Genomic DNA, 17794 nt, shown 5'->3' on the forward strand with positions numbered 1-17794 from the left:
ACTGTGAGCAATTTTCGATCGGCAGACATTGCAGCAGGAGGTCAAGGAGCACCCTTAGTCCCAATAGTTGATGCCTGCCTGCTTGCCGAACCCAACCGCAACCTCTGCATCCAAAATCTCGGCGGAATTGGCAATTTTACTTATCTTCCTGCCAGGAGAGATGAAGAATTGGCTGACAAGTCTGCGGTTTCTCATGGAGGCGAGGGTATCTTGGGTTGGGATACCGGGCCGGCAAATTCGCTCTTAGACTTGGCAGTGCAGCACTTCTGTGACGGAACTAAAACTTATGACGAAGGTGGAGCTTGGGCGGCAAGTGGCACTCCCTGTCAAGCTTTAGTAGAGAATTGGCTACAGCAAGATTTTTTCATCCAAGCACCGCCCAAATCTACAGGGCGAGAGTTATTTGGTGTAGACTATTTTAACCGTTGTTTGGTCGAGGCTCAAGGTTACAACCTCAGTCCTGCTGATGTGCTGGCTACTTTGACGGAACTGACTGTTGCTTCGATCGTTCACAGTTACCAAACTTTTTTGCCGCAGATGCCCGATCGAGTTTTATTGTGCGGGGGCGGCAGCCACAATCTCTACTTAAAACGCCGATTGCAAGCACAATTGCATCCAGTGCAAGTATTGACTACTTCTGAGGCAGGCTTGAGTGTAGATTTTAAAGAGGCGATCGCTTTCGCGGTTTTAGCCGCCTGGCGGGTTCGGGGTATTCCCGGCAATCTGCCTCAAGTTACTGGTGCTTGCGCGCCGGTTCTGTTAGGAGAAATTAACTCTTGTTGGCACAGTTGGGCATGATAGCATAGAGTCTGAGGGACAACGGCTGTGCGTTGTTGCACCAGCATTGTAGCCAGCAGGAAAAGCATAGGAACAGCACTGTGGCTCACACGTTTTTAATGGAATCTGGCCAATGGACGCTCGAAGGAAGTTGGATTGAGCGCAATGGCGTGCCAATTACGGTGAAAGGCAAAACTTTAGTGAGCTGGAACCGAACAGATTGGTTCAGTATGGTGACGAAGCTCGTGTTTCCAGGAGGCGATCGCGAAGAGATTATTTTGCAGTACCGAGGACACCTCAACAACGATGAGCGGCAGTATACTTTTGTACTCCAACACAGCGAACTCGGCCGAGTCGAGGGCGAAGGTTGGATTGCTCCCCAGTCGATCGTCCAACGTTACTGGGTACTCGGAGATGAACGCCAGCGGCGGACGGGTTTTGATACCCTCCACCGCGTTGATGAAAATCGCTACTACCAATCTAGTGGCATCATGTCTGGTCATTACTTGACGAGTACGATGGAGGCAACTCTGGAACGTCAGTCGGAATAACTCTTTCTAGAGTTACAAGTTGCGTGCTCTAGAACTTGAGTAGAAAATTAAAGGTTTTGCTTGTCGGAGATCGCCTTTTGATGTCCGACTTGCTCAATTCTTGCTCAAAGCCATCCGCTGCAACTTGAGAGGGCTAGCAGCGATTCGGGCGCTATTGATATTGTGTTCCCACAATCGCTTACTCTAAAAGTAGAGAATGCAACTCTGACTTTACAGGATATTAAGAGCTGTAGTGAAGTGTTAAGCTCGCCATATCGAAAATTTGCATTTCTGGAAATTACATATTATCAATTAATGCTACCCGATCTCCGAATTTGTGGCTGTAATTTATTGTATAAAAAATATAGAGATTGTCGAAAAATTTATAATTTTTGAGAGGCGGAGCGATAAATTATTGTGGCTGTGTGGTGCGGACTATTAGGGAGACTTTATCCCAACTTTTAGTAGAATCAAAAGACAATAAAGTGCGAGTTTGTCTAGACCCGAGGATGAGTTCTCGATAGGTCGGTAAAAATTGTTTCTACCAAATGCCTCTAACCCGATCGATTCATCCGTATATCCGTGTCGCGTTTTGAGGATATTCTTGCCTTATACCTTGTACCTTCGAGTGACGCCCCATCACCCCCAACTCCTTTCCGCCTGAGGGAAGAGAGTAAGAGACGGAGGTCGCCGACTGCGACTCTAGGTTACTCAACGCCTGGATTGGGTTCTAGACCCCAATGGTGTTTGAGAAAATGGCGGTACATGGTTTCGCGCAACATCATTTGCTCGTAAAGCTTGACCAAAAACTCCTGAGCTTGCTCGCGGCTCATGTCACTTACCTGTGTTTTGAAGGAACACAGGCTAAATTGCTGCTCCAAAGACAATTCTGCTGGTTGGCTCATGACTTTGACTCCTGTAGTAAGTAAAAGTGACTTGACAGTGAAACCTGGATTAACCAGATTTGTAAGTTGTTTCTGTAAGTTGCTTCAGCGATCGGCTCTTGGTTTCAGGATGTCCCGCAAGCCTATCTCGCTTTAGTATATTACAAAAGGTAACAATAATTTGACAAAATTACCATCTTTCCTAAGAAATAACTTAACCATAGAGATGGCAAGATGTCCGCAAAAGTTCCTTCCGCAGACTTATACCACTCTATCTACTTGTCAAGAGAAAAAAGGCTCAGTATGAACCAAAATAATTGCAGCGATTTATACCAACTCGCGCGGAAATTCTCTCTGGCTGAGGGGGAGAGCGGGTGCTGACGGGTGTAGGTTTTTTGGTAAAAGCCTTATCCCATAAGAGTTTGAGATTTTAAGAGGCAAAAGCCCAAAACTTTTGCACTGTCTAGATTTGCTGGGTTTTGCCAGGGGAAAACCTACACCTGTCAGGAGATCGGGTGAGGGGAGATGGGGAGACTGGGAGAATCTATATTTCTCTCTTCTCCCTTACCTTCTTCCTTGTATTCGTTAAATCGGCTACATCTGTTAAATCCCGCACACTGCTTCCAAACTTGGAAACGTTCTCACTAATTGGAGGCAGGGACATTCGGCAGTGGAGTAGCAGCTCCGGGCCTGGAATTGGGGGCAATGGGTGCGGGCGAAACGGGAGGAATTCCCAGATTTCCCCCAGAGTTGCTCGGCTGCTGTCCCGGTGCTGGAAGAGGAGATTGAAACTGATTGGGATTGAACTGCTGCTGCCCCGGAGCCGGAAGAGGAGATTGAAACCGATTCGGATTGAGCTGCTGTTGCCCAGGAGCTACGGGAGACGGCAGGGGTTGAGGGTAATTGCCCGAAGGTGCCGCAGGAATCCCCGAATTGGGAAGCGACGGATTATTCGGCTGGGCAGAGGGAGCCGAACTAGGAAGAGTTGCTAGAGCTACTCGATCGCCCCCTACCTCTCGCAATTTGTCTAAAACCTCCACAACTTTGGCGTATTTAGCATTTTGAGGAGCGTACAACACCGTCAAGCCGGCAGGATTTGTGCTGTGGAAACTCTTTAAAACTCGATCGAGCTGCTGGTAATTAACAGGCAATTGGTCGATATAAGTTTGCCCGAAATCGTCAATGCTGACAATCAGCATCTCTCGCATCTGCGTTTGTCCAGTCTTCGCCTTCGGCAAATCGACATTAATCGCTTGCTGGCGAGTCAGTTGCAAAGCCGCCACCAAAAAAAACGTCAGAATGCAAAAGATCACGTCAATTAAAGGCACCAGTTCAATCCGAGCCTCTTCAGCAGGAGTATCTAAGTGAATCTTCATCAGTTGTTCTTTGTTCTAATTATTAGAAGGTGAATCTTCAGCCGGATCGGAACCTTTCAATTTCGGCTCCCTGAGACGTTCTCCCGATGATTCTTGAGAATTGAGAGAACGCCTGTTCAAACCATCGGAACCAAAGGAAGAATTGTTGTGATCTGTACCGGGCGATCGACCTTTAGCATTAGCAGTCGGCCAATATTGTCTGTAGAGCAATTCCATTTCATTTCCAGCTTTGCGAAATATTTTGGCTTGGTTGAACAAAAAAGCTTGAAATATCCGATAAAACGCCAAGGTAAAAATTGCTACTACCATCCCACTCGCAGTCGTGATCAGCGCCTCGCTAATCCCCAAAGTCACGCCAGTGGTTGCCGCCGTACCGATGTCGCCCAGACGGATGGAACTGAGGGAGTTAATCAAGCCCAAAACTGTTCCCAGCAAGCCCAGCAAAGGGGCGAGAGCGATCGTCGCTTCTAAGATTTTGTCCCCGCGGCGCATCGAAGCCAACTCTTCATCGGCGGCTGCTTCGAGGGCGAGTCGAAATAAATCTGGTTCGGGATTGTACAGGCGCAGGGGTGCAGAAAGAAATCGCCCGATCGGCTGTCGGTTGGCTTGTCTGGCAATCTCGTTAGCCGCCCCCCAATCGCTCCGCGCCGCGTCGAGAATCCGGTTAACTATCTGCTTCTCTTTGCTCAAGAGGCTTGCCCAGAACCACAAGCGCTCGATAATTGTACTTACAGATAGAATCGATAACACCAACAGGGGCCACATGGCGGGGCCGCCTTTTTGAAACAGTTCTTGAATATTCACAATATTTTTGCTCCTGCATTACCCGCTAACTTTTGCTTCTGTTCTACTTTTTTTTACAAATCTAAGGCCATTTAATTTTAGCGATTAATGTACTCAGGACTTACGCACTCGCCACTAAAGAAACCGGGTCTTGCAGTCCAAGGCCTCGGGTGGCAAAGAAGTATCTTACTCGATCGAATCCCGTTGCTGAGTAAGTCTTGGTAATATTGTCAGACTCCTCGCGGGCGATCGGCGGCGACTACTTCCTCAGAAATCCTCTAAATCTTCTTGACACATATCTTGCAGCGACTGGTGTTGCAGGCGGCGGTTCGTGCGGCGATATTTTTTAGTTTGCAGTTTCGGTTCATACTGCTGTGTACCGTCGGACTTGGTTTGCTGCTTCAAACTGGATTCGGCGCTGCTGGAGTTTTGCAGAGCTTGTTGGCGGACGATCGCCTCTTCCATAAAATTCAAATAATACTGGTAGCGCTCCCAATCTCCCCGCACCACACAGTTAGGCTCATCGCGGTGCGAACAGTCGCTAAACTGGCAGCTACCCAAAGCCAGCCTCTGACGAGCTTCTGGGAAATATTCAGCTAACTCCGACGGATCGGATTCGAGAGCCGGCTGATTAAAGCCCGGAGTATCCGCCAGCAATCCGCCGTCGGGAAGTTCAAATAGTTCGACGTGGCGAGTTGTGTGGCGCCCGCGGCCGAGTTTGCCAGAAACAGCGTTCACTCGCAGGTTCAGCGCCGGAACCAGTTGGTTGATCAAGCTGGACTTGCCGACGCCAGAAGGGCCACAAATTATCGTTATTTTGTCTTGGGTGTGGCTGTGGAGAAAGTTCGGCAAGGGATTTTGTACGGAATTTAACGGAGCTAACGGATGAGCCGAATTTGCTAGTAGGGGGTTCTCCTCAGAAGGCAACAGAGAACCATCTATTTTGTCCGATAAATTCTGGGAAGTTACTTTTTCGACATAAACTTTATTTTGAAAATTTGTGGCAACTTCCTGCACTCCTAAACCGCTGCGAACGCTAATAAACATTGGTTCGTAGCCCCAACGTGAAAGCCGATCGCGCCACTGTTCCAACTCCTCGGCTCTCACCAAATCGCATTTGTTCAGGCACAAACTCACCTCTAAACCTGTAGATTCTGCCTTGACTAAAAACCGAGTTAATGAGGCGGGGTCTAAATCGGGTTCGGCGAGGGCAAAAACGAGGAGAATGCGATCGGCATTAGCGACAGGCGGGCGGTTGAGTTCTGTGCGGCGGGGGAAGACTTCTGAAATTGCACCCCGGCGGTCAGTCCAGTCCGGTTCGTCTACCACCACGCGATCGCCCACCATCACCTGTTGACCAATTTTTTTCAGTCTAGTGCGGCGAGTGCACAGGAGAGTGGGAGCATCCGCCAGGGCTATATTCTCGTGAATCCCGGCTGCTGGATCTAGCCTGACTCGGTAGAAGTTAGCCTGAACAGCCACGACTGTACCGACGAGAGAGGACAAATTCAGGCTCATCCGGCTTCCTGGAGTTCTGGGCGCTGCACTTTCATGGCAAAAAAGCCAGACTCCGACTCATCCGCCATAAATTGCGTTTCGAGAATTTGATAGCCTTCCATTTTCAGACTATCAGGCACTTGTTCGATCGGCTCCCCAGCATCCAGCCACACTTCCAAAACAGCACCAGGTGGCATTTGTTCCAAGCGCAATTTAGTGCGGACAAAATTCAGAGGACACGGAGTCCCCCGCAGATCGATTTTGGCATCTGGGGATTTGGGATTTTCAATTGTGGATGTTGAATTCATAATGCGTTTTAGATTCTCAAATTTCCCATCTCAATTCTTGAAAGCCTTATTTTATCGTGAACAAATTGACGAATAATTATTCTACCGCCGATTTTTGACACCAATTGGTGTCATTTTTTTGAGGACTATTCCCACAAATTGCCCAACAATTATTCTACGACCGATTTTTGACACCAATTGGTGTCACTGTACAAAATGAGCGCAATTGCGCTGACTTTTTTGACAGAGAATTAAACAAATTGCCGAACAATTATTCTACCTGGGCAAAATGAGACCAATTGGTCTCATTTTTTTGATAGAGAATTTAAAAAATTGCCACGGAATCATCAAACAGGAAAATTTGACACCCATGGGTGTCAAAAAATTGCTTATTTCTGAAACAAATTGCCCAGAAATCCTTCCAAGCCGCCTTTACCAGTACGATCGCCCTTCAGCTTAGCAAGCTGCATCAGCAACTCCCGTTCCTCAGCCGTCACCTTAGTCGGAATATCAATAGACACCGCAATCAAATGGTCGCCGCGACTGACTGGATTGCCCAACTTAGGCACTCCTTTTTTCTCCAGAGTCAGAACAGTATTCGCCTGAGTTCCCGTAGGAATCAACAATTCCGTCGGCCCATCTACAGTTTCCACTTCCAATCGGCAGCCCAAAATTGCTTGCAAATAACTAATCTTCACTTCCGAATTAACGTTAATGCCGTCCCGCTTAAATAACGGGTCTTCATTCACAGCCAAAAACACGTAAAGATCCCCCGGCGGCCCGCCCAACTTGCCAGCATCCCCTTCATTGGAAACGCGCAAACGAGTACCGTTATCTACCCCGGCTGGAATAGTGATTTTCAGCTTTTTCATCACTTCTTTCTGACCGCGGCCGCCACAAGTTTCGCACTTGTCCTCAATTACTTGCCCGGTGCCGTTGCAGGTGGGGCAAACAGAAACTTGAGTAAAGCTGCCGAAAGGCGTGCGGGTAGCGCGTCGGACTTGACCGCTGCCGGTACAAGTCGAACAGGTTTGAGGTCTGGTTCCCGGCTTGGCGCCAGTTCCGGTACAAGTTTCGCAGGTTTCTAGGTGCTTGATGCGGAGTTCTTTTTCCCCACCAAACACAGCTTCGCGAAACTCTAGCCGCAAGTCGAGGCGCAAATCATCTCCGCGCACGGGGCCACTGCGTCTGCGACCTTGCTGTTGGGCGCCCGCCCCTCCTTGAAAACCCTGAAAGAAGCTTTCAAAGATGTCAGCAAAGCTGTCGCCGAAGTCTTGGAACCCAGGCGCGCCTGCACCACTGACACCTTGTTCGCCAAAGCGATCGAAACGGGCGCGGGTTTCCGGTTCCGATAGTACCTCGTAGGCACGGTTAATTTCTTTAAACCGCTCCTCAGCTCCAGATTCTTTGTTGACATCTGGATGGTACTTGCGAGCTAGGCGGCGGTAAGCACGCTTAATTTCCTCTTTGTCTGCACTGCGAGAAACGCCTAATATTTCATAGTAATCACCGGCCATAAAGCTGCTTGCCTGGAGGTAAATAACAAAAAGTGTACGAAAAATAAACGGGCGACCTTTCCTGAAATTACCAATTAAAAATTAAAAATTCTCATTGTTAATTGTTAATTGTTAATTTTTAATTTTTAGCTTTTCAGTTCTAAAGGAAAGGATTCATCTCATCAACTTCAGGTTCGGGAACCTTCGGTTTGGGTTCCGGTTGTGGTTCCGGCTGTCGCTTGGACTGTCGTTCCGGTTTGGGTTCCGGTTTGGGTTCCGGCTGTCGCTTGGACTGTCGTTCCGGTTTGGGTTCCGGTTTGGGTTCCGGTTGTGGCGGAGCTTGTGGCGGAGCTTGGGGCGCCACCAGCAGCTCTTCTGTCAGGAAAAGGCTGTCGTCGGTAGCTGCAACCTCTTCTAGTTCTGACATCATCTCGCTTTCAACCTCTGGCGAGGAGTGGGCTACCCCGCTGCGGGCTTGCTCGTAGACTGCTGTCCCGAGGGAGTATAGCAGTTGCTTGAAAGCTTCGATTTGCTCGGTGAGTTCCTCAACATTGATGTCGGGGTTAGCCATCGCGGCCTTCAAAGCTGTTGCTGCTGATTCGGCTGCGACTTTGAGGTCGTCGCTGAGCAATTGCGCGTTGGTTTTCAAAGTGACACCACAATTATAGACCAGGGTGTCGGCTTGATTTTTGAGTTCGACTACTTGAGCGCGCTTGATGTCCTCGTCGGCGTAAAGTTCGGCTTCTTGCCGCATCCGCTCGACTTCGGTTTCGCTCAAGCCTCCTGTATTGGAAATTTGGATGCTTTGTTCTTTGCCGGTTCCCTTGTCTTCAGCGGCAACTTTGAGAATGCCGTTGGCATCGATTTCAAAGGTAACTTCGATTTGAGGTACGCCGCGGGGGGCTGCGGGAATGCCTTTGAGCAGGAATTTGCCGAGACTTTTGTTGTCTTTTACCAATGCGCGCTCGCCTTGGAGGACGTGAATTTCTACGGAGGTTTGTCCGTCAGCAGCCGTGCTGTACATTTGCGATCGACTGGTGGGGATGGTTGTATTGCGATCGATTACTTTGGTAAACACACCGCCCAAAGTTTCGAGTCCCAGGGAAAGCGGCGTCACGTCTAGCAACAGCAAATCTTTGACTTCACCGCCCAACACCCCGGCTTGAATTGCCGCACCTACGGCTACAGCTTCGTCGGGATTCACCGATTTATCGGGAGACGCGCCCCCAAAATACTTACTAATTGCCTCTTGAACTGCCGGAATTCGGGTTGAGCCTCCGACTAAAATAATCCTGTCTATATCTTTCGGGGTAAGACTTGCGTCTTTGAGGGCTTGAGTCACCGGATCGATCGTCGCCTGCACCAAATGACCCACCAGTTTTTCAAACTGAGCCTTCGAGAGATCCATTTCCAAATGCTTCGGCCCTTTAGCATCAGAGGAGATGAACGGCAAATTAATGGATGTGGATTGCGAGAGAGAGAGTTCAATTTTCGCCTTTTCCGCAGCTTCTCGGAGGCGCTGCAATGCCATTTTGTCTGTTGAGAGGTCGCTACCTTCTTGAGTTCGGAAAACTTCTACCAGCCACTGAACTATGCAGTTATCAAAGTCATCTCCTCCGAGATGGTTGTTACCTGCGGTGGCGTTGACTTCAAAAATTCCGTCTCCCAATTGCAGGATCGAAACGTCGAAAGTACCGCCGCCGAGGTCAAAGACCAAGATTTTCTGTTCGATATTTTGCTTGTCGAGCCCGTAGGAAAGGGCGGCCGCCGTCGGTTCGTTGACGATCCGCAGGACTTCTAAACCCGCGATCGTACCGGCGTCTTTAGTCGCTTGGCGCTGGGCGTCTGTAAAGTATGCCGGCACAGTAATCACGGCTTGGGTAACAGTTTGTCCCAAATAAGCTTCAGCATCTTGCTTGAGCTTTTGGAGTACCATTGCCGAGATTTCTTGGGGGGTGTGAACTTTGTTCCGAATTTGGACGTTAACGGTGTCGTCTTTGCCTTTGATGCAGGTATAGGGAGTGCGGGATCGTTCTTCTTCCGTGTCGTCCCACCTGCGCCCGATAAATCGTTTGATGCTGTAAACAGTATTTACAGCATTAGTTACAGCTTGCCGCTTGGCTAGTTGACCGACTAAGCGATCGCCCGCCTTGCCAAATCCTACGATGCTCGGAGTTGTGCGGCCGCCCTCGGAATTGGCGATCACGACGGGTTTACCGCCCTCCAATACAGCTACGCAACTGTTGGTCGTGCCTAAGTCAATTCCAATAATTTTTCCCATAGCGCCTCATAAAACTTTGTGGGATGTTTGGAAACTTCCAACTACAAGTTGGGGTATAAAAAACGACTAAGCTTGTTTTAACAAGCATCACTGACTGGATTTGTAGGAAACAAACTTGATATTTTAATGCAAGATCGCAGACTCATTAAAACATTGTTCAGAATTTGTTGAGAAAGCGCTGACCTGCTTTTAGTCCTGAATTAAGAAGTTGGTGAGTTTGCCACCTTCGTGCCCCCGAATTCTCTTCGGGGGTCCGTGCAGGGCGAGGAATGCAGTAGCTTTTGTCCGATTAACTTTCCGAACTATCGGGATTTTCATCTGAGGCTACCACAGATATCCCAGGCGCTGCAACTTTCACTTTGGCGTGGCGCAAGACACGATCGCCCAGAATGTAGCCGCGTTCTAGTTCTTGGATGATTGTTCCTTCCTCGTGTTCGTCTGTGGGCTCGCTGAGGAGAGCTTCGTGGAGGTTGGGGTCAAACTGTTCGCCTTCAGGGCGCATCGGAGAAACCCCAATTTGCTTGAGACCATCTACCATTTGCTTGTAAACGCTTTGGTAGCTTTTGTGAATGTTCATTTCGCCGTCGTTTTGCGGCTTAATGTGCGATCGAGCGCGCTCGAAATTGTCGATTACCGGCAACAGGGGCTTGATCGTGAGACACCTTGCCTGTAAATCTAACTCTTCTTTTTCCTTTTGGGTGCGCCTGCGGAAGTTTTCAAAATCTGCTGCTAGGCGGAGATTTTGATTTTTTAGGTCTTCTAGTTGAGCTGATGTGGCTTGCAACTGAGTTTTTAAAGCCTCTTTTTCATCTCTTATCGAAGCGAGTTCCCTCTTCCATGATTCAGCCGCGTCTGCTGTCGGGCTGTTGGTGGAATTGCCGGTGACAGGATCTCCGGATGCGTTTGCTCCCTTGCGATCGCCCTCGGCGCTTTGATAAGCTTGAGCAAGTTCGAGTTCCCAATCGGCTGCTTCGTTAGAGTTTGCTGGTGCCGGCGGAGTTTCGCTTGCCATTGGTGAACCCTCTGGGGTTTCCCCAGTTGAGTTAGGATCTAGATCTTGCTGTTTTTCCTCGTCAATCATAAAAGCTGCGCGACAGAACCCTATCAATTCTAGCAGATACACTTAACACGGTAAATGTACAGAACTATAATTTACTGTGTATGGCACTATCTGATTCATAGGAAAGCTCCGGTCTCTGTGCAGGAATCTCTCAAAGCTTGCAATATTTTATGGAAATGACATCTCGATCTCTAGTTCTAGTAAGACCGTAGTTAGCGCTAACACAACGTTTCTTGTATCGCAATTTGGGAATAACACCCTCGCATTGATAGCAAGTTTAGAAGGATATTAAGCAGTTAGATTTCCTGAAAATAATTGAGCTGTTGATGGCTGATACTTCAATATTTGCGGCAAAACACAGTTAATTAAAGTTAATTTATATGGCTGTTTTATTCGCAGATAGAGGCTTGTATTTTACAATTGAGTGCGTTTAAAAACAGGGAGGTGTCCTCGATTATTGGGGAGTAAAATGAGAAACATTAGCTGGTATTGGGTACCGGCCACTCGGTAGATACGATTGATCTCTAATTTGCCAATAGGCAAAATTGATGAACTGTCAACCTTTCCTCACAAAGGTTAGGACACCAGAGAGAATTAGATGAATATTGGCAGGGAAAAAACTAGAGCTGCTCAAAATCTGGGCGATCGAAATCTGCGATCGGGCGATCGCCCGATCGCAGATAATTAATCAAAATATATCTCACTAGACCGATCGATGGCTTTCGTCAAAGCTATCATCATCAAAGCTCGCACAGCCGATCTTTAAGGTAGTACAGAGAACCGCGCTACCACGGGCGCTGTAATTTGACCAAACAATTTGCGAATATACAATGATCGTGGAAAGGCGACAGACCTCAGGATCAATCCCCAAGTGATGTGCCATGAGGCTATAACGAGAGTATCTCGCAGGTCGATCGGGTCAGTAAGCAACTTAGCACTCAACAAACAAAATTTGATTGCAAGCATCGACCAATCCCTCCAACGTCTCATCAATTTGTGGACGAAAATGAGAGGAGACTACGAGCTTACACTTGACATATAGGGATAGAGCACAAATATGATAGCTCATCCACAAGCAAAAGATACGGGGGTTTTAACCCCGCGTTGGTTTTCCTCTCAGCACTTTCTGTGACTGAGTTTCCCACAAGAATGAGTGTTTTTTATGACTAACACATCCCAGGGGTCTCCTCGCACATCGATAGTTGCTATCAGCGTTTTGCCTCCGGCTCTCAACAAGATGATTCAGTCGGGTTACGTCAACGGCGACCAAGTGAAACAAGCTCAACTTGAAAGCCGGAAGTCGGGTAAGCGGTTGACGGAGGTATTAGAAGCACTTACCGGGCAGCCGTTACCTCCTGAATTGCTGCGGCTTTACAAGAAGCAGCAGATGTTTGAACGGAAGATTGTCTACGGGGTTGAAGCGTATGACCCGGAGATGAGCGAAATGTCGAACGAGCAACTCGGAATTATGCTCGATGGGTTGAAAATTTCGATCGACATTTGTCACCAAGGTCGCTTTTTACCAGTAGCGAAGACTGAAACCGAGCCTCAGGCTGTTTTAGTGGCAATGGTAGATCCCGACAACCTCAACGCCATAGAAGATTTGCGGCGGATTTTACAGCCTCACGGCTTGGCTTTGCAGCGACGGGTGATTACGCCAGACGACTACCAGGACATCACTTCGGCATATCAAGACGACCAAGTTAAGGTAGCCGCCAAAATAGCAGAAGCCGATAAGCAGAGAAAGCTGGAGTTAGGGGAGGGAGATTTTGGCGAACTCTCATTAGAAGAGGAGAGTGCTGACCAAGAAGACCTAGCTAACACCATAGACGATGCTGAGGCTGCTCCGGTAATTAAGGCTGTCAATATCATTTTGGCTAAAGCTTTGTCGGAAAAGGTGTCGGACATCCACGTAGAACCTCAAGAAGAGTTTATGCGGATACGGATGCGGAAAGATGGGGTGCTGCAAGAGTATTTCCGGTTTCCGAAACAGGTAGTGCAATCGATTACGGCTCGTTTCAAGATTATTGCCAACTTGGACATTGCCGAACGCCGACAAGCTCAAGATGGTCGTATCCGCCGGGTGTTTGAGGGACGCACGGTAGATTTCCGGGTAAATAGCTTGCCTTCCCGGTACGGCGAAAAAATCGTGCTGCGGATTTTGGACAGTTCCAGCACTCAGTTGGGTTTGGGTTTGTTGATCTCGGATCAAGAAACTCTGGCTTTGGTGCGAGAGACTGCTAGCCGTCCGTTCGGACTGATTTTGGTGACGGGGCCTACGGGTTCGGGTAAGTCAACTTCTCTGTACTCGATTCTGGCGGAACGCAACGATCCGGGGGTTAATATCAGTACGGCGGAAGACCCGATCGAATATGCTTTGCCGGGAATTACCCAATGTCAAGTAATTCGGGAAAAAGACTTGACTTTTTCCAACCTGCTGCGGGCGTTTTTGCGGCAAGACCCTGACGTGATTCTGGTGGGGGAAACGCGGGACAGAGAAACGGCAAAAACTGCTCTGGAAGCTGCTTTGACGGGACACTTAGTGCTGACTACGCTGCACACTAATGACGCGGCTGGGGCGATCGCGCGTTTGGACGAAATGGGCGTAGAACCGTTCATGGTTTCAGCCGCTCTGTTGGGCGTGTTGGCTCAGCGTCTGATGCGGCGCGTTTGCGACAAATGCTGCATTCCTTACCAGCCTACTGCGGCCGAACTCGGTCGCTACGGTCTGTCGGCTTCTCAAGAAATCGATCTGACTATTAACAAAGCCAACACCATACCAGTGGAGGAAAGGAAAGGACTCGCAGAACGCGATCAACTTTGTCGGAAGTGCAGCGGCCTAGGCTACAAAGGACGGGTAGGCGTTTACGAGTTCCTGAAAAATACTGAGCGGCTGCAAACTCTGATCACTCAAGGGGCTCCCACAGAGCAACTTAAGGAAGCAGCGGTAGAAGAAGGGATGAAAACGTTGTTGGCTTACAGCTTGCAGTTGGTGCGGGAAGGGGCGACTACCTTTGAGGAAGTCGAGCGGGTGACCTTTACTGACTCCGGGTTGGAGGCGGAACTGAAAGCCAAACGCAAGCAGGGACTTACCTGCAAAACTTGTCGGGCGGAATTGAAGCCGGAGATGCTGGATTGTCCGTACTGCTTGACGCCGCGCTTTTTGGATTGATTCATCCGTCATCCGTCATTCGTCATTAGTCATTAGTCATCCGTCATCCGTCATTAGTCATTAGTGATTAGTCAGTAGAAAAACAACTGTCAACTGTCAACTGTCAACTGTCAACTGTATCTGAGCTAAATTGGTCAATAACTATCAACTAGATTGAGAAGAGGTATCTATGGGTCTGATGATTGAAGACGTATTGGAGTCCCTGGTAGAGCAAGGGGGTTCGGACATACACATCCAAGCAGGCGCGCCTATCTTCTTCCGCGTCAGCGGGAAACTAACTCCTCAGTCGCAATACGGCGACATTCTGTCTGCTGAGGAAGTGCAGATTCTGATCTTCCAAATGCTCAACAATATGCAGCGCAAGCAGTTGGAAATGGAGTGGGAACTCGACTGCGCTTACGGGGTGAAGGGATTGGCTCGGTTCCGGGTGAATGTGTACCGGGAGCGGGGTGCTTGGGCTGCTTGTATGCGGGCTCTGGCTTCTAAGATTCCTAACGCAGATGCTTTGGGCGTGCCGCAGATTTTGCGGGATCTGACGGAAAGACCCAGGGGTATGCTGTTGGTGACGGGACAAACGGGTTCCGGGAAAACTACTACGATGGCGGCTTTGTTGGATCTGGTCAACCGGACGCGGGCTGAACACATTCTGACGGTTGAAGACCCGATCGAATATGTGTTTCCGAATGTCAAGAGTTTGTTTCACCAGCGTCAAAAGGGGGAAGATACTAAGAGCTTTGCTAATGCGCTGAAAGCAGCCCTGCGGGAAGATCCTGATGTGATTCTGGTGGGAGAAATGCGGGACTTGGAAACGATCGGTCTGGCAATTTCGGCGGCAGAAACGGGTCACATGGTGATGGGAACGCTGCACACTAATTCGGCTGCTGCTACGATCGATCGGATTTTGGACGTATTCCCGCCCATTCAACAACCCCAGGTTCGCGCCCAAGTGTCTAACTCTTTAGTCGGAATTTGCAGCCAAAATTTGGTTGTGAAAGTTGGGGGCGGCCGCTGCTGCGCTATGGAAATCATGGTGAATACTCCAGCTATGGCTAACTTGATCCGGGAGGGCAAAACTCCTATGATTTACTCCCAAATCCAAATGGGGGCAAAATTGGGCATGAGGACGATGGAAATGGCCCTCGCTGAACTTTACAAGGGCGGTAAAATCACTTGGGAATCGGCAATGGCCAAGGCTTCTAAGGCTGACGAACTCGAACGCTTGATCGGCCCGGCACCTGTTGGTACAGGCAAGGTAGGGGCTCATTAATTGAGTCAGTCAGTCCATTTTAGATTTTAGATTTTAGATTTTAGATTTAATTGCAGCGCAGTGAATCTGGGAGCTTGAATTACGATCTAAAATTGGGGGATCGACTCTCATGAGTGTTGGGGACTTGTACCTGTTTTGGGGCGAAGCAATCAGTTATTGGTCAGCAGTCCGCAGAAATGACCAATCACTAATGACTAATGACTGATTGCCAATGACTAATGACTTTTAATAATTTTCCAGAGGCAATCTATGGCTACAAATGTTATTAATCCAAAACCAAAAACAGGCTTCGATCTCAGTAGGATTCAGGAGCAATTTGAGTATAGCCTTAGCAGTCTTACTGTTAAGGATATGGCGATTTTTGCTCGTCAGTTTGCGGCTATGTTTAATGCCGGGGTGGCGATCGTGAGATGCCTTTCCGTGCTGCACGAACAGTGCTCTAATGCTAAGTTGAAACGAGCACTCAGGAGCATGAATGCTGACGTGCAAGAGGGGATAAACTTGGCAGAGGCGATGGCTAAGTTTCCTGATGTTTTTGACCAACTGTTTATCAGTATGGTGGCGGCGGGAGAGGTCGGCGGTGTGCTAGATGAAACCCTCGACCGTCTGGCGGTGATGATGGAAAAAAATCACAAGACGGAGGCTGAAATTAAATCTGCGATGTCTTATCCGAAGACTGTGTTTTTCATCGCGATTGTGATTTTTTTCGCAATGACGATTTTTTTGCTACCAACTTTCGCAAAAATCTTTAAGGATATTGGTGCAGACTTGCCTGCTTTTACGGTGTTTATGTTGGGGATTAGCGCATTTTGTACGGCTTGGCCTCCGATCCAACAACTGACAGTTATTGGGGTAATTATAGCGCTAAAATTTGCCTTTGATATGTACTACAAAACTCCAGTAGGTCACCTCCAAATCGATAGAATTGCGATGAAGTTGCCAATTTTTGGAGATTTGATTGAAAAATCGGCGGTGGCGAGGTTTTGCGTCATCTTTGGCTCGCTGACGCGATCGGGTGTGCCGATTCTTAGCTCTTTGGAAATTGTGCGAGATGTGGCGGGAAATCAGGCGATCTCAAATGCGATCGAATATGCAAGGCAGGAAATTCAAAGCGGTGGCATGATCAGTATTGCTTTGCAAGAACAAGCTGTTTTTCCCTCCTTGGCAATTCAAATGATGGCAATTGGCGAGGAGACTGGGGAACTTGACAAGATGCTGATGAAAGTTGGCGCTTTTTACGAAACCGAAGTCGAAGAAGCAGTCAAGGGACTTACCAGTATGCTAGAACCTCTGATGATTGTTGTGGTCGGTGGTATCGTAGGTTCGATTTTGCTGTCGATGTATCTGCCGATGTTCTCAGTGTTTCAGAAGCTGTAGACAATTGACAGTTGACAGTTGACAGTTGACAGTTGTTAGTTGTCAGTTGACAGTTGTCAGTTGTCCGTTGACAGTTGACTCTTGTCAGTTGGCAGTTGACAGTTGTTATTTGTTATTTAAGAGTTGTCATTAGCTTTGTTTGAGTTGTTAATAATGTTCAGTCAGTGATATGGCCTTGGCTAATCTTTGAATAACCAATGACCAATTGTTGCCAAGTAATGAATAACCAATTGCCAATTACCAATTACAAATTGCCAATTACAAATTGCCAATTACCAACGACAATTGACCAATGACTAATGACCAATGACTAATGACCAATGACTAATGACCAATGACCAACGACTAATGACTAATGACTAATTAATTGATTTAAAATGTCTGTAAAACAATCACATTACGAGGCTTTACTAGCACAGTACAGCGAATTTTCGGAAGCGATCGCCCTGCTGAAAAAATATCGGCTGTACATGGAGATGATTCCGAGTATCCGCCGCGCTAACGAAAGCTTAATTACCATTCCTTTGCCAATTGTGCGCTTGCGGGAGGGGGTTTCCTATGCGGGTAGGGGGGGGACTAGCATCTCTCCGGGACAGGCGGCTTGTTTGCCCTGCGATTTGGCGATTTTGATGTGCGATCCAGAGTGGAAAGTTAAAATTGGGGTGGAAATTTTGGTTTTTATTCACCGCCCTGGTGAAGATTTTTCGGATTTGTTGGGCCGCTGGCGGCAGTGTCAGGTTTGGTTGGATAAAACTTACGAGTGGGTGATGCCTTACCGCTACAGACATATTTTTAGCGATGAGGCTGAGGCTGTTCATCCGCTATTTGTTTTGTTTGAGGAAACTAGCGATCGCATTCAGCGCGGTTTGATGGCGGCGGGGTTGCCGTTTGTTGTTGAAAGTTTTGACTCGGGGATTGAGGAATTGGAGGATGAAGAGTTTCTCGGTAGCCCAGAATTGGGGAGTATGGGTGAGGAGAGTTATGAGTTGTAGGCGGTGGTGCGATCG

Annotated in this window: 14 protein-coding genes; 6 read left to right on the plus strand and 8 right to left on the minus strand. The window is 48.3% G+C overall.

Features of this window, described 5'->3' with window-relative positions; all coding sequences use genetic code 11:
* Nucleotides 1–798: anhydro-N-acetylmuramic acid kinase (locus JGK20_RS27705; RefSeq protein ID WP_293232860.1), on the plus strand; the 798-nt coding region annotated here is incomplete at its 5' end.
* Nucleotides 799–878: 80 nt separating this feature from the next.
* A complete protein-coding gene (locus tag JGK20_RS27710) occupies nucleotides 879–1328 on the plus strand; it encodes a hypothetical protein (RefSeq protein WP_293177066.1) in 450 nt (149 codons plus the stop codon).
* 686 nt (nucleotides 1329–2014) lie between these two features.
* On the opposite strand, the gene JGK20_RS27715 is transcribed toward JGK20_RS27710, so the two are convergent.
* The 8 genes from JGK20_RS27715 to grpE all read right to left on the minus strand — a co-directional run bounded on the left by JGK20_RS27715 (nucleotide 2015) and on the right by grpE (nucleotide 10992).
* Nucleotides 2015–2212, minus strand: a complete 198-nt coding sequence (locus JGK20_RS27715) for an NblA/ycf18 family protein (protein ID WP_006635253.1) — start codon at nucleotides 2210–2212, stop codon at nucleotides 2015–2017.
* 623 nt (nucleotides 2213–2835) lie between these two features.
* Complete coding sequence (locus JGK20_RS27720; RefSeq protein WP_293232862.1) at nucleotides 2836–3567, minus strand: biopolymer transporter ExbD; 732 nt, start codon at nucleotides 3565–3567, stop codon at nucleotides 2836–2838.
* Between the two features lie 15 nt (nucleotides 3568–3582).
* Nucleotides 3583–4371: a MotA/TolQ/ExbB proton channel family protein gene (locus JGK20_RS27725; RefSeq protein WP_293177080.1), complete on the minus strand. Its 789-nt coding sequence runs from the start codon at nucleotides 4369–4371 to the stop codon at nucleotides 3583–3585.
* A gap of 246 nt (nucleotides 4372–4617) precedes the next feature.
* Nucleotides 4618–5868 (minus strand): ribosome small subunit-dependent GTPase A, encoded by a 1251-nt coding sequence (gene rsgA / locus JGK20_RS27730; protein ID WP_293177082.1) that lies wholly within the window; start codon nucleotides 5866–5868, stop codon nucleotides 4618–4620.
* Nucleotides 5865–6155 carry a sulfurtransferase TusA family protein gene (locus JGK20_RS27735; RefSeq protein WP_293177084.1) on the minus strand — a complete coding sequence of 97 codons (291 nt, stop codon included), beginning with the start codon at nucleotides 6153–6155 and terminating at the stop codon, nucleotides 5865–5867. Before JGK20_RS27735 ends, rsgA begins: the two co-directional genes overlap by 4 nt.
* A gap of 368 nt (nucleotides 6156–6523) precedes the next feature.
* Nucleotides 6524–7651: a molecular chaperone DnaJ gene (dnaJ, locus tag JGK20_RS27740; RefSeq protein WP_293177088.1), complete on the minus strand. Its 1128-nt coding sequence runs from the start codon at nucleotides 7649–7651 to the stop codon at nucleotides 6524–6526.
* Between the two features lie 139 nt (nucleotides 7652–7790).
* A complete protein-coding gene (dnaK, locus tag JGK20_RS27745) occupies nucleotides 7791–9911 on the minus strand; it encodes a molecular chaperone DnaK (RefSeq protein WP_293190567.1) in 2121 nt (706 codons plus the stop codon).
* A 289-nt stretch (nucleotides 9912–10200) separates the two neighbouring features.
* Nucleotides 10201–10992, minus strand: a complete 792-nt coding sequence (gene grpE, locus JGK20_RS27750) for a nucleotide exchange factor GrpE (protein ID WP_293177092.1) — start codon at nucleotides 10990–10992, stop codon at nucleotides 10201–10203.
* A 1141-nt stretch (nucleotides 10993–12133) separates the two neighbouring features.
* On the opposite strand from grpE, the gene JGK20_RS27755 reads away from it, so the two are divergent.
* The 4 genes from JGK20_RS27755 (at nucleotide 12134) to JGK20_RS27770 (ending at nucleotide 17779) form a co-directional block, all read left to right on the plus strand.
* Nucleotides 12134–14143, plus strand: coding sequence for a GspE/PulE family protein (locus JGK20_RS27755; RefSeq protein WP_293177094.1), 2010 nt, complete (start codon nucleotides 12134–12136; stop codon nucleotides 14141–14143).
* Nucleotides 14144–14312: 169 nt separating this feature from the next.
* Complete coding sequence (locus JGK20_RS27760) at nucleotides 14313–15410, plus strand: type IV pilus twitching motility protein PilT (RefSeq protein WP_293177096.1); 1098 nt, start codon at nucleotides 14313–14315, stop codon at nucleotides 15408–15410.
* Between the two features lie 249 nt (nucleotides 15411–15659).
* Nucleotides 15660–16787 (plus strand): type II secretion system F family protein, encoded by a 1128-nt coding sequence (locus JGK20_RS27765; RefSeq protein ID WP_293177098.1) that lies wholly within the window; start codon nucleotides 15660–15662, stop codon nucleotides 16785–16787.
* A gap of 377 nt (nucleotides 16788–17164) precedes the next feature.
* Nucleotides 17165–17779 (plus strand): hypothetical protein, encoded by a 615-nt coding sequence (locus tag JGK20_RS27770; RefSeq protein WP_293177100.1) that lies wholly within the window; start codon nucleotides 17165–17167, stop codon nucleotides 17777–17779.
* Nucleotides 17780–17794 lie beyond the last annotated feature (15 nt).

Origin of the sequence: Microcoleus sp. PH2017_05_CCC_O_A, from assembly GCF_020738785.1 — a bacterium.
GTDB lineage: Bacteria > Cyanobacteriota > Cyanobacteriia > Cyanobacteriales > Microcoleaceae > Microcoleus.

Bases quoted from the DNA above. Each gene is read 5' to 3' on its own strand.
- rsgA (WP_293177082.1), bottom strand. From the start codon at position 5,868: ATGAGCCTGAATTTGTCCTCTCTCGTCGGTACAGTCGTGGCTGTTCAG.
- JGK20_RS27720 (WP_293232862.1), bottom strand. From the start codon at position 3,567: ATGAAGATTCACTTAGATACTCCTGCTGAAGAGGCTCGGATTGAACTG.
- dnaK (WP_293190567.1), bottom strand. From the start codon at position 9,911: ATGGGAAAAATTATTGGAATTGACTTAGGCACGACCAACAGTTGCGTA.
- JGK20_RS27755 (WP_293177094.1), top strand. From the start codon at position 12,134: ATGACTAACACATCCCAGGGGTCTCCTCGCACATCGATAGTTGCTATC.
- JGK20_RS27770 (WP_293177100.1), top strand. From the start codon at position 17,165: ATGTCTGTAAAACAATCACATTACGAGGCTTTACTAGCACAGTACAGC.
- grpE (WP_293177092.1), bottom strand. From the start codon at position 10,992: ATGATTGACGAGGAAAAACAGCAAGATCTAGATCCTAACTCAACTGGG.
- JGK20_RS27735 (WP_293177084.1), bottom strand. From the start codon at position 6,155: ATGAATTCAACATCCACAATTGAAAATCCCAAATCCCCAGATGCCAAA.
- JGK20_RS27760 (WP_293177096.1), top strand. From the start codon at position 14,313: ATGGGTCTGATGATTGAAGACGTATTGGAGTCCCTGGTAGAGCAAGGG.
- JGK20_RS27765 (WP_293177098.1), top strand. From the start codon at position 15,660: ATGGCTACAAATGTTATTAATCCAAAACCAAAAACAGGCTTCGATCTC.
- JGK20_RS27715 (WP_006635253.1), bottom strand. From the start codon at position 2,212: ATGAGCCAACCAGCAGAATTGTCTTTGGAGCAGCAATTTAGCCTGTGT.
- dnaJ (WP_293177088.1), bottom strand. From the start codon at position 7,651: ATGGCCGGTGATTACTATGAAATATTAGGCGTTTCTCGCAGTGCAGAC.